This is a genomic window from Leuconostoc inhae, assembly GCF_019656015.1.
Taxonomy (GTDB): domain Bacteria; phylum Bacillota; class Bacilli; order Lactobacillales; family Lactobacillaceae; genus Leuconostoc; species Leuconostoc inhae_A.
Genome location: NZ_BPKW01000001.1, coordinates 248,450 through 260,803, shown reverse-complemented (window position 1 = coordinate 260,803; position 12,354 = coordinate 248,450). Strand labels below are relative to the sequence as shown.

Genomic DNA, 12,354 nt, shown 5'->3' with positions numbered 1-12,354 from the left:
CGAACTGTTCTTTCTCTAATTCAACTTACTTTGCAGCAGCCAAAATTTCATTGTATTGTTCACGTGAATAAACAGATACTTGACGCTTTTCACGCCCTTTACGTTCAAATCTAACAACACCATTTGTTAAAGCAAACAATGTATCATCTCCACCTTTTTTAACGTTAACACCTGGATAAATATGTGTACCACGTTGGCGATAAATAATTGAACCAGCTGTCAAGTCTTGTCCATCAGCAACCTTAGTTCCTAAACGACGACCAGCTGAATCACGCCCGTTGGCTGAAGATCCGCCACCTTTGTGGTGAGCGAACATTTGTAAGTTTTCTTGATTCATCAACATAAGTCTATTTCTCCTTTACAAGTAATAATTACGCGATTGAATCAATCTTCACGCGTGTATATGGTTGGCGGTGGCCTTGCTTAGAATGCATATTCTTCTTGGCCTTGTACTTGAAAGTTATTACTTTCTTTTGCTTGCCCTGCTTTTCAACAGTTCCAACAACTTTAGCACCTTCAACAAAAGGTGCCCCAACCTTGCCATCAATCAAAACAACTTGGTCAAAAGTTACCTTTTCACCTTCTGCTGTATTCAACTTTTCGACGAAAATTGTGTCGCCTTCAGCGACTTTATATTGTTTGCCGCCTGTTACAATAATTGCATATGCCATTATTGAATTCTCCTTATACTTAGACTCACCATTCCAGGCGGGCCGGCTCTGGTCCGACACGTACTTCAACCTGTTCCGAGTGGTTGTAGCTATGCTAACAACCTATCAATTATAACAAAAAATAACAATAGCGTCAATATTATACAGATTTATTTTTAATTAATACTCTCAAAGTCAAACAAGTTCAACCCAGTTTGTGTCCAGCCAGTTGCATCAACACGTAACACTTCTATAAATTCTTGCAATAACTTAGTTTGTGCCACATTCATATTGTCTAACAGCCATTTTGAAATCAATGCCCAAAAACCACCTATGATGATTTCCCATTGAAAAAGTTGATGCCTGTATAATTCCTCGTCTTCAATAATTCCCAGTTGTGATTGCATCTGCATTCTCATTCGCGACATCAGTGTTTTAATATAACCTGAGTTATTGTGCAAATTAAGTACTGCATTATAAAAAGCAGCACGATCACTCACAGATTGAATCATTTCGGCAACATGGAATTTACCTTGTGTATGTTTCATAAATTCCAGTATCAATGTATGATTGACCTCAGAAATTAGATGTTCTTTATTTTGATAATACTTATAAAAAGTGCCCCGAGTAATATCTGCACGACGTAGTAACAAAGTAATCGAAAAATTAGGTTGCGTTGTTAATAGCGTAATTGTTGCTTCTTCAATATTTCTTTTTGTTCGTAAAACGCGTGCATCTTCTTTCTTAACCATAATTTCTCCCGAAAAATGACACTATGTTTTACTCCTCATTCTTCGCGCCTATTCTATATATTGCCGCTTCGATATTTAAGTCTACTTTCATCTGTGTCACAATATCCGCGCGTTGTGCCGAACTTTTATTCATAGCATTCACTGACATTGTGATAATCGTATCAAATTTATCATGAAAACGTGACGCGACACTACTATCAATATTATAATGACCTTTTTTAGCTGTTTGCACGATTGTAATAATGCCCGTTTTACCATACAGTGCATCACGTAATGCCTGAGAGTCGGTATTACTCAAATTAGTACTATTATGCTTAATAATTTGATTCCCCGACTTTTCAACAGCAGTCATTGTTTTAGCATCTTGGTAATCAAAATCATCTAATGCTGAAATAAAAGTTTTAATGCTGCGGCGTGACTGCTCCAAATGCCGATAATCTGATCTAGGCATCGAAACACCCGCATATTTAGGTTGTTGATTAAATGTGGCAAATGCCACTAATAATGCTACAAAGATCACGCCTAATGCGATAAATGCTTTTCTCATATGTTCAATCCTCTGTAATTTACTTAACTACAGTATACTATAATTAATTAAATTTAAAAAATAGATAAATTAAATCTTTGATATTTAGTTTTTTTATGCTATCATGTATATTGTACTGCGCTGGTAGCTCAGCTGGATAGAGCAGCCGGTTTCTACCCGGCAGGTCGAGGGTTCGACTCCCCCCCCGCGCATTATGACTGTTTTACCTGTTATATTGGTAAAACAGTTTTTTTTATTTTTATACATTAATATCAACTATTCTTCAGTATACAATTGCAGTAACATAACATTTATAATTACTTATGACAATTTTAAGTTGCCAATTATATCTTTCACAGAGTATTTAAACACAAATTGATTTTCATTTTATATTCCCCTGCCATACTATACAAACACGCCACCTTTCATTAGGTGGTTTGTCTATGTCAACTAGTAAATAAAATTTTATCAAGTATTTTTCAAATAGTAACCACTATCATTCTCCAGCAGTTACTTTAATACCAATAATTGCAACGACTAATAAAATAATAAAAAGCCAAGTAATTGGTGGAAATTTATCGTGAAATAGTATGACCCCAATTACCACTGAACCAACTGCACCAATCCCTGTCCAAATTGGATAAGCCAAACTAAATGGCAAATATTTAACTGCCTGTAACAAAAAAAGCATACTCGCAACCAAACCAATAACAGTTAAACTGGCCCAACCAACTTTTGTAAACCCCTGACTTAATTTCATAGTAGTTGACCATAGTATTTCCGAAAAGCCAGCAAGTAATAAATAAATCCACGGCATATAAAATCCTTCCTGATAGCTATTGAAATAGACTTAAATATCAAACCTATCACGCTTTTTATTTCAATTTGTAATCTACACCTACACATAATTTTGTATTCAAAGTGTATACAACTGCTTTAATTTAGCAGAATCAATCAAATCTTTTGACAGATCAATAAAATAAGGTGTTTGCCATTGTTGTGTTTGTACAGCCGTTTTGTTTAGATCCTTAACCCAATCCGGATAAACTCTTAATGCCATCTTTCCTTTGGAATTCGCAGATACCAATATTTTTTTTTGCACTAATAACGCCTTAGGAAATACAAACTGCCCTTGCTTATGCAAATCAATCACATTAATTATTAAAAAATCTGGACTATTATCATAATCAAATGGTTTATTTTTAGAATGACTATCTTTTTCCCAAAAAGCAACAAAATATCCCTTTTTTGTGGGCGTCTTTTTTGCTAATCGGCTGCGAAATTTTTTATCTTTTAATCGAAATGTAAAGCCTTCATACAATGAATTTTGAGATTCTTCACTAATCATCTCAATATTATACGCTAGTTTATTTGTAACACTTCTTTCCATTAACTCTATAGACTGTTTCATAGTGACACTAATACTCCTTTAATCATAATACCGCTCGAATAAAATTAAAAGTGAGCCTTAATCTTATAAATAGGTTGACCTTTAGCCATAAACTTCTGTTCGTACTCAGTTTCTATATTACCTAAAACTTTGTCATTATCTTGATGTAAATCTAAAGAATAATCATCCGTTGACCACCGCATACCATAATTCATGAAACTAACCATCGAGTATTCAAATAAATGGCGGTTATCTGTTTTAAACTCTACTTCACCTTTTTCAGGTAGAACGGCAGCATATGACTTTAAAAAAGATTTGTAAGTTAGTCGACGTGATTCATGACGCGTTTTCGGCCATGGATCAGAAAAATTAAGATACAATTTTTCAACTTCAGCCCTTTCAAAGTAAGTTTCTACGCCATTCCCATTTCCATAAATATAGCGCAAGTTAGGTAATTTCCCAACTTGTTCAAAACTTTTACGGGCTGCAATAGCTATGGCTGTTTCTTGAATCTCCATACCTATATAATTTATTTCTGGATGTGCTAATGCCATGCCAAGGATAAACTGCCCTTTTCCAGAACCAATTTCTATATGAATTGGTTTTTTTTGATCAAATAGCATTTGCCATTTACCAATCTGTTCTGTTGCTTGTTTTTGATCAATAACAATATCCGAATGCTCTGCTAACCAAGCAGATGCCCAGGGTTTTGCTCTAAGATGCATATTATGTCTCGACGTATGGCAGTTAATATTAAATTAAGTGCCATACGCTTACTTTCTGTTATTTATTTTATTTTGTTAAGAATATACAGTTGGTTCAAAAAAATACCGATGATGCCCATAATAGTTATGACGACAATTGCTGTCAACCAGCCATGTAAAAAACTAACCATTACCAATAAAATTGTCGTAACATACATTACTTGTTTAGCCAGTTGCTGAAAAGCTTTTTGCTTTGTTTTTTCGTCTATTGGTAGCAACTTTGTCCACAAATTTTGTTTAATGTTTGAGTAAATTGGCATCATTTGAAAAATGATAAGATACATTATCAAGGCAGCAATTGTTGCAATAAGCCAAATAGGCGCGCTTTTCAGTGCATATATGACAATAACACCAACAAATTCTAACCGCACTAATAATGGTAATACTTCAGTATCTCGTATTAACTGTATTAGATATAAACGATACATTACTGGACGATGTTTTGTCAATTTTTGAATCACAAAATCAAGATATTGCCGGCGTTTAATAGTCCTTGGCTGATTAGGTATCTCAGCAAATGTTGCATAGAAATGTAGCACGCGTTGCTCATGTCTACTGGCTTGTGATATTATTTTTGGCCAATCAAGCGCTAATTGCTCAGCTTTTTTATCGTCAATATAAAAAAAGTAGCCGCATAAAAATGCTAAAAAACTCCATAAACAAGTAACAATCCAGATGAAATTGGATGGTAATTGTAAAATAAGCATCATTATTATTCCAGGTACAATGCCGTTATATAAGGCATACTTAATCACATTGTGCTCGTTTAAAATATTAACACGTGATTTTAAAAACAGGCTATCGCGCAATACTAGCAACAATAACAACTTATAACTCAACGTAAATAACAATAAAGTTCCTAAACGCCAGGGTGAAAAAATATGCGTTTGCAATAATACAGGTATTAGTAAAGCCATAAACATTATTTGCCACAAAAAACCATAAACTGCACTAACCTCAATGCTGCGCTTCATGTAGCTTTTTGCAATTACACGATCATTACTCAATAAGTAAAGACGATCTGCTGGTTTAAAATAGGTCACTAACGTCCCCATTTGTAATCCAATAATTAGCCATAAGACATCAAATAATTGCCACCATGCTGATTGCCAAATTGATGTAAACTGCGGGGACACAATTAATTGTCTATAACCTAAAATACTAGCTCCAAAAGCAATCAAGAGAAATACAACAAAATGATCATTAAAAAGCAATTTCAAATATTTAATATTTCTATTTTGTGCACGAATAAAGCGTTGCATAAACAACTCGTTAAGTTTCATCAGCCGTATCCTCGTACATCAAATCAAAAAAATCATCCAAGCTATTCAACGTCAAACCATGCGCATTTGCCAGTGCTATAGGTGTTCCAACAAATTGTACGCTACCCTCATGTAACACAATGAATTTATCAACAAATTTTGCCGCAGAAGACAACAAATGTGTTGTCATTAACACGCTATTGCCTTTTTCTGCTTGTTCTCGTATCAAGCGCACAACATCCTTTTGTGCTAATGTATCCAAACCTAAAAATGGTTCATCAACAATTAACAATGGTGCATCTAACATGAATGCAGATACTAACATAACCTTTTGACGCATGCCCTTTGAAAAATGAATAGGCAGCCAATGTAGTTTATCTTCTAAACGAAATAATTTGAGTAAGTCAAAAACACGTGACCATGTCACAGCATTATCTATCTCATGAGCTGCCAGCATTAAATGTAAATGTTCTCCTAACGTCAATTCATCATACAAAATTGGTTGTTCCGGAATGTAAGCGATTTGAGATTTAAAAGCAGTAGGCGTTTGTGCTAAATAAATATTATTCAACATAATTGTTCCTTGTTGCGGCTGTAATTCACCGATGATATGATTAATAGTCGTCGACTTACCTGCACCATTTAAACCAATCAAAGCAACAATTTCACCATTAGCAACTTCAAATGACACATTTTTCAAAACTGTATTACCGACATAGCCGCCGGATATTTTTTTTATTTTTAATCCCATACAATCTATTATAACAGGCACAATGTGTTATTTGGTATAATGAAAGTAACAAAATGAAATGAGGTTAACACATGACTATTTTTGATAAAATTATTGCCGGCGAAATACCCAGTTACAAAGTCTATGAGGATGACGACGTCTTAGCATTTCTGGATATTTCACAAGTGACACCTGGACATACACTTGTTGTACCAAAAAAACATGTTGCAGATATTTTTGGCTATGATGACACTACAGCTAAAAAAGTACTCTTAAAACTGCCTATGATTGCTCGAGCAATCAAAAATAGCAATCCTAAAATTAGTGGTATCAACATACAATCTAATAATGGCCCCTCAGCAGGCCAAACTGTTCTATACTCCCATTGGCATCTCATACCTCGTTATGACGATGACGGCCTTACTTCTACTCTTGCGCCAACAATTGATCACAGTGCAAATTTTTCTGACGAAAAATATCAAGCTATTGCTAACGCTATTTCAACGCAATTCAGAAAGGATTAACATGAAGTTTTTTGATGATTTCAAACAATTAATCGCACAACTTAAAACAATTGCTGCATTAACAAAAAAATTACAGTCACAACAAAAAAATGTGTCTGAACAATTAATAAAAGCACAAACTATTCGCGATGATATTCAAATTGATATCGAGAAGATGAATTTTAAAAATAAACCGCATTTAGATCGAATTCAGAAAACAACGGATCACTTGAATGCTGAACTATCAAAGTTTAAAGCGTAATCGCTTTTTTTATGGTAAACTATTCAAATACTAATCAGAAAAGGGAAACACAACATGCGTAAATTTATTTGGGGGCTACTTACTGTAATATTTATCGGTGGTCTTATCTTTTTGGGTTTAAATTCATCAAAAACATTGATGACTTCTGACTCAGGAAAAATTACAGAAAAACAATTTATCAATGATGTAAAAAAATCTTCAGCTGGCCAACAAGAATTTGCTAACATGACGATTAACAAAGTACTTGATAATCAATATGGCGGCAACGTTTCAAAAACAGATGTTCAAAATGCTTACGATACACAAAAAGCACAATATGGTGATTCATTTAAAAGTGTATTGGCATCAAACAATGCAACTGAAGAGCAATTCAAAACAAACATCAAAAACAATTTAATCATGAATGCCGCTATCAAAGCAAACTATAAAGTGACAGATAAGCAAATCAATCAAGCTTATAAAGATTATCATCAAAATATAACTATCTCCATGATAACTGCTAAAGATGACAACTCTGCTAAGCAAGCTATTGAAGCATTGAAATCGGGTGATAATTGGAATACGGTTTATAAAAAATATACAACTGAAAAAACTTATGCCAAACAAAATGGTAAACTACCACCATTTGACTCAACAAGCACAAGTATCGATGCAGCTGTTCAAGCAGCTGCATTTAAGCTGAACAAGACAAATGATTATTCAGATTCTCCGGTAACTGGTTCAAACGGTGGATTCTATGTTATTCAATTAAATAAAACAACTACTAAGCCCAATTTAAACAGCGTCCGTAGTAAACTATCAGACAAAATTGTTTCAACATTCTTAAACGATCAAAAAAACACAGCTAAGATTCAAGCAATCATTGGTAAAATTTTACGCAAGGAAAACGTAAATGTCAAAGATTCCCAACTCAAAAATGCGTTAAATTCTTACATGACGGCAGGTATTTCATCATCTAAGTAAGTAAAAATGCGTTACGCCTTTAAAAGGCGTAACGCATTTTTTATATTTTTAATAATTTTATTCTGAAATTTTATAGAATCTCCTATTATCAAGACCAAAAATACGATCTGAAAATGTTTTTGACTCCGTTTTATTGAGCGCCGTAGTCATCATTTGAATACCTGCATCTATTTCATCTAATTGATGCAAAACTTCCGCTTCCATAACAGAAGGACGGACTGGTGAACCATATTCTAAAATGCCATGATGAGCTAACACAACATGACGTATTAAAATCATTTCTTCCGACTGAAGATCAAAGTGCAGTTCATTTGCAACTAAAACAATTTGCTCATCAATTAATGTAATGTGCCCTATTAAATTACCAGCAAGTGTGTAATGTGTTGCTATTGCCCCAGACAATTCAATTGTTTTTCCTAAGTCGTGCAATAAAGCGCCAGTTATCAATAAATCACTATTTAGTTGTGGATATTGTGCCACAACACTTTTAGCTAGCTTAGCAATAGACAAAGAATGAAACGCCAAGCCACCAGCAAAGGCATGATGATTTGATTTTGCTGCAGGAAAACTTAAAAATTGATCATGATACAAAGAAAAAATTTTACGTACTAATCTATTCCAAGTTGGATTAGTTATCATTAAAATAAAATCACCCAATTCGTCATTCATTTCATCTTCTTTGAGTGGCGCGTGAACCATAAAATCTGTTGGATTACTTGGTTCCCCTGTTTCTGACAAACGCAAATTTGTAATTTGTACCTGTGGTTTATCTTGATATGCACCACGCACACCTTGCAATTTAACAATTTTTCCAGGTATTAATGATTTTATTTGGTCATCTGTTGCATCCCAAAGATTACCAGGTAAATCACCTGAACGATCTGAAAAAAGTAAATTCAAATATGTTTTTCCCGTTTTTGTTAAACGGATATCAGCACTCTTGATTAACGCAAAGGAATCAACATGCTCTGTATCGATATATTCTGTTAATAATTTAGCCATAGGTTACCTCTTCTTACAAGTTTATCACATTAATTTTCGTCATATGTGAAAATGACGTAGTAAAATAAAAAATTTGCTGTTGCTTAGCAGTTTCTTGTAAAATGTCAATCATTGTCTGTTTTCTTGTCGAGTCAAAGTTAACAAAGCCGTCATCAATCAACAGTGGTACAGTGACAATATCTGCTATAACACGACTCAAAGCCAATCGTAATGCAACGTATAATTGTTCTTGTGTGCCTGTTGATAATTCAATCACACCATATTTTTGGCCTGATAAACTAATCAGATTCAAGTCATTTTTATCAAATTGAATAGCTACATACTTGCCACCAGTGAGGCGTTTAAAATAATCTGTAGCGATATGTTGCATTTTTGGAAAACGATTTTGTGTGGCTAATTGCAAAGCTTGATCAATCCACTCAACAACCATTTTTTCTGTTATGTAATCGCCAAATTGTTCAATCAAGCTCGTCTGTTCATCAGCCAAATTTTGTTGTAAAGATAAAAATTGGTCGTGGCTGATTCGCTGTTTTTGTTTCGCTTGCATATCTGATAATTGTGCCTGTAAATTTAACCCAATACGCTGTGTTTGTTCTAATTTATTTTGCAATAATATCAATTGTTCGCTTAATTCTTTTTCATCATTCAGTTTTTGTAATTTAATTATCGTTTCAGGTTCAATTTGTTGCATCATGTCGTCATATCGCTGTTTATTTCGACTTTGATCCACATAATTTTGCTTTAAAACGAGTAACTCTTGTTCATTAATCACATGATATTTTTGTAATATATTTTGCTGATCAGACAATTGTTGCACCAACTGTTCCTGATGATGTTTAATCTCTGCTAAAACACGTTGATTTGTTTGCGCAAGCATGACAACATTATTTTCAGCCTTTATATGTTGCTGATCATTAATATGAAACAATTCTATAATCACAGCCTCATATTCATCATCGCTTAACTGTACTTGAAAATGATCAGCAATTGGTAACAATTGTGCTCTGATTTTATTTTTTTTATCCAAAATATCTGTATCTATCGCTACGAGTTGATGCTGCAAATCAGATAATTGCTTAATATTTGATTGAAGCAACTCGATATCTGAAAAAGACATCATATTATAACGTTTTTGTATCTTATGAAGCAATTTACGACGTGTCTGAAAAAGATAGTAACCATATACAATTATTAACAACGCCACAACAACAAATGCTTTAACAGTAAAAAAAGACACGATACCAAACAAAAGACCAATCAATATCATGATTATACTTTTGTTTTTATTACTCAGTGCTTTTTGTTCTGAACTAGTCAATAGTTCTGGTATTTTTTTACTCAAAAAACGCTGGCCAAGGCGTTTTTCATTCGCCATCATGTCATTTCTTTGATTAATTTGCTCCTGCAAATGACGTTCAGCAACTTGAATTTTTACTAATTCTGATGTTGCATCGTACTGTTCGATAAAATCTTTTGTTTGTGGCGTTTTCTCAATTAATTTATTTAACTCATTTATTTTGTGTTGATGCGTATCAATACCAATTTTTAACCGTTGCAGTGAAGCGACATCAGTATCTGTAACCGCTGACACAGATGCTGTAACTTTTGTTTGCAATAATTGCGCTGATTGATATAATTTATATTTTTGTATCACATTTTGGCTAGTCTGCACACGATGTGTTAATTGGCGAACTTCGTCATAATTTTGCGATAAGATTTGCGTTTGTATTGCAATATTTTCATTCTCAGAGACATAGGCGGCCATTTCTTCATTCTTAGCTAGTAATAACTCATTATGTTCCTCATATTGCTTAGCAGCAATATTTAACGGCCGTTTGCCTGTTGCTCGTTGTGCAAACTGCTTATCTGCGTGTTTTTCAAGATCAGCAGCGATTTCAAGCCAACCTGAACTACCAATGGCGCCAATATTTAACAATAATTTTTGTAAATCTATTCCTTTTAACTGTGATATTTTCGATAAATCTTGCTGACTAAAATTAAAAATACTGTTAAATACATCTCGATTGAGCGGTGCAAGTTGATTTGTTAACCATTTTTCTGGATTTACAACGTTTAACTGATTAGATAGGTATGTGATGGTTAACTCTGATTTTGTTCGGCCAAGACGTGTTATTTTAACAAGCGTATTGTCAAAATCAGCGATAAGACTGCCACCATACTGACTACCATCTTTTGGATCATAAACATTTGTGTTACTCTTTTTAGATGGAAAACCAAATAAAATACCAACAATAAACGCACGTAATGTTGATTTACCAGACTCATTTTGACCAGATATGACTTGAAAGTCAGTGACAAAATCAATTTTTTTTTGTGACCACTGACCAAACCCACTAATTTCTACCTGCTTTATTATCATTATTTGTTATACCTTTCGAGACTGTATTAGTTGTTGCATCTTATTTTGCAAACTTTTTTTCCCTTCTTCACCCATAAAATAGTCACGAACAAAGGTTGGTGCTTGATTAGAAACATAGTCCGATATAACAAAGTTAGAGAAAACTGTCTCAAACGATTCTAGCCAATATTTTTGATCAATATTATCCTCAGCAAGTAAATTTAACATTTCATGAGCAGTTGTTAAATTGACTATCCACAAATTCATCGGCGTTTTTTCACGTAGCTTTTCTAATGTCGTACCACTTGCTAAACGTTGGTTTAGTAAATTATCCAACTGTGCTGTAATTTTGACCGATAAAAACGTTATTTTAGTAGACTTATAATTTAACACTTGATTAATTAAATCAAGTTCATCACTTACTTCCGACAAAATTAATTCTTCCCATATAATTGGCGAAATGGCATGAAATTTAGGTATTAGCACATGATTCTTACTGGTCACTAAATAATAACCCTTCTCTCCCACTTCTTTACGGTTAAGGCCTTGTAATACACCTGAATAACCAATAAATGGTTGATCATTTAATTTTTGCCGCAAATGAATATGCCCTAGAGCCCAGTAGTCATAATTTTTTCTCAACATCTCTCCTACGTTAAATGGCGCATAGGGATCGCCATCTATACCAATGGCACCATGATATAAGCCGATGTGATAATCTGTTGTCTCTGTCTTTACCGGAAAATCATTAATGACTTTTTTTGTCTGACGTTGTGTTTGATAACTGAATCCCGTTAAAGCAATTTTTTCACCTGTTTTAAGCGTTAAATATTTTGTTTCAACACTTTGTTCAAACACATGCACGTTTTTTGGCCAAGCAAGATGACTTTGTTTATTAGCTTCAAAATCATGATTACCAAAACTCAAAAAAACAGCTATATCAGCACGATTTAGACGTTCAAACTGTTGATTAACACTCTCTTGAATTTGAGGACTATTTTGAGTTGCATTATATAAGTCACCTGAAATAACTAAAAAATCAATTTTTTCAGAAATAGATGAACTAATTAAATCTTTAAACGCTGTTAATGTCGACTGTTGAACCAATTTTTTAAGTCCATTCGGTAATGTTTGGTCTAATCCAATGAATGGGTTGCCCAGATGAATATCTGCTGCATGAATAAATTTCAT

At 33.8% G+C, this 12,354-nt stretch carries 15 protein-coding genes, 1 tRNA gene and 1 other annotated feature; of the genes, 4 read left to right on the top strand and 12 right to left on the bottom strand.

The features are described from left to right. Positions 1-25 precede the first annotated feature (25 nt). The 4 genes from rpmA to K5Q14_RS01250 form a co-directional block, all read right to left on the bottom strand. The gene (gene rpmA, locus K5Q14_RS01265) at positions 26-343 is read right to left on the bottom strand and encodes a 50S ribosomal protein L27 (protein ID WP_010391368.1); all 318 of its coding nucleotides are present in this window, start codon (positions 341-343) and stop codon (positions 26-28) included. Positions 344-371: 28 nt separating this feature from the next. Next, the gene (gene rplU / locus K5Q14_RS01260) at positions 372-671 is read right to left on the bottom strand and encodes a 50S ribosomal protein L21 (RefSeq protein ID WP_220734016.1); all 300 of its coding nucleotides are present in this window, start codon (positions 669-671) and stop codon (positions 372-374) included. An 11-nt stretch (positions 672-682) separates the two neighbouring features. Beyond that, positions 683-766: a sequence feature (ribosomal protein L21 leader region), on the bottom strand. A gap of 60 nt (positions 767-826) precedes the next feature. After that, positions 827-1,402, bottom strand: a complete 576-nt coding sequence (locus K5Q14_RS01255; RefSeq protein ID WP_220734015.1) for a TetR/AcrR family transcriptional regulator — start codon at positions 1,400-1,402, stop codon at positions 827-829. Positions 1,403-1,430: 28 nt separating this feature from the next. Continuing rightward, complete coding sequence (locus tag K5Q14_RS01250; protein WP_220734014.1) at positions 1,431-1,949, bottom strand: molecular chaperone; 519 nt, start codon at positions 1,947-1,949, stop codon at positions 1,431-1,433. A gap of 117 nt (positions 1,950-2,066) precedes the next feature. On the opposite strand from K5Q14_RS01250, the gene K5Q14_RS01245 reads away from it, so the two are divergent. Further along, a tRNA-Arg gene (locus tag K5Q14_RS01245) sits at positions 2,067-2,140 on the top strand. A gap of 284 nt (positions 2,141-2,424) precedes the next feature. Here K5Q14_RS01245 and K5Q14_RS01240 read toward each other — a convergent pair. From K5Q14_RS01240 to K5Q14_RS01220, 5 genes are all read right to left on the bottom strand, one after another. Beyond that, positions 2,425-2,745, bottom strand: coding sequence for a DMT family transporter (locus K5Q14_RS01240; protein WP_220734013.1), 321 nt, complete (start codon positions 2,743-2,745; stop codon positions 2,425-2,427). 99 nt (positions 2,746-2,844) lie between these two features. Next, a complete protein-coding gene (locus tag K5Q14_RS01235; protein WP_220734012.1) occupies positions 2,845-3,339 on the bottom strand; it encodes a MepB family protein in 495 nt (164 codons plus the stop codon). A gap of 44 nt (positions 3,340-3,383) precedes the next feature. Next, entirely contained in the window at positions 3,384-4,043 is a 660-nt protein-coding gene (trmB, locus tag K5Q14_RS01230) for a tRNA (guanosine(46)-N7)-methyltransferase TrmB (protein ID WP_220734011.1), read from the bottom strand. A 62-nt stretch (positions 4,044-4,105) separates the two neighbouring features. Continuing rightward, positions 4,106-5,365: an ABC transporter permease gene (locus K5Q14_RS01225; protein WP_220734010.1), complete on the bottom strand. Its 1,260-nt coding sequence runs from the start codon at positions 5,363-5,365 to the stop codon at positions 4,106-4,108. Continuing rightward, the gene (locus tag K5Q14_RS01220; RefSeq protein ID WP_220734009.1) at positions 5,355-6,095 is read right to left on the bottom strand and encodes an ABC transporter ATP-binding protein; all 741 of its coding nucleotides are present in this window, start codon (positions 6,093-6,095) and stop codon (positions 5,355-5,357) included. The genes K5Q14_RS01225 and K5Q14_RS01220 overlap by 11 nt, the downstream gene beginning before the upstream one ends. Positions 6,096-6,166: 71 nt before the next feature. Here K5Q14_RS01220 and K5Q14_RS01215 point away from each other — a divergent pair, with 71 nt between their 5' ends. The 3 genes from K5Q14_RS01215 to K5Q14_RS01205 are packed head-to-tail and all read left to right on the top strand — an operon-like array spanning position 6,167 to position 7,802. After that, positions 6,167-6,598 (top strand): HIT family protein, encoded by a 432-nt coding sequence (locus tag K5Q14_RS01215; protein WP_220734008.1) that lies wholly within the window; start codon positions 6,167-6,169, stop codon positions 6,596-6,598. Between the two features lies 1 nt (position 6,599). Continuing rightward, positions 6,600-6,839, top strand: coding sequence for a hypothetical protein (locus K5Q14_RS01210; RefSeq protein WP_220734007.1), 240 nt, complete (start codon positions 6,600-6,602; stop codon positions 6,837-6,839). Positions 6,840-6,893: 54 nt separating this feature from the next. After that, the gene (locus K5Q14_RS01205) at positions 6,894-7,802 is read left to right on the top strand and encodes a peptidyl-prolyl cis-trans isomerase (protein WP_220734006.1); all 909 of its coding nucleotides are present in this window, start codon (positions 6,894-6,896) and stop codon (positions 7,800-7,802) included. Positions 7,803-7,859: 57 nt separating this feature from the next. Here K5Q14_RS01205 and K5Q14_RS01200 read toward each other — a convergent pair whose 3' ends face one another. From K5Q14_RS01200 to K5Q14_RS01190, 3 genes are read right to left on the bottom strand one after another with little or no spacing between them, the layout of a single operon-like run. After that, on the bottom strand, positions 7,860-8,804 hold the full coding sequence (locus K5Q14_RS01200) for a 3'-5' exoribonuclease YhaM family protein (protein ID WP_220734005.1): 945 nt from the start codon (positions 8,802-8,804) through the stop codon (positions 7,860-7,862). Between the two features lie 13 nt (positions 8,805-8,817). Further along, positions 8,818-11,184 (bottom strand): ATP-binding protein, encoded by a 2,367-nt coding sequence (locus K5Q14_RS01195; RefSeq protein ID WP_220734004.1) that lies wholly within the window; start codon positions 11,182-11,184, stop codon positions 8,818-8,820. 6 nt (positions 11,185-11,190) lie between these two features. Continuing rightward, positions 11,191-12,354: a metallophosphoesterase family protein gene (locus tag K5Q14_RS01190; RefSeq protein ID WP_220734003.1), complete on the bottom strand. Its 1,164-nt coding sequence runs from the start codon at positions 12,352-12,354 to the stop codon at positions 11,191-11,193.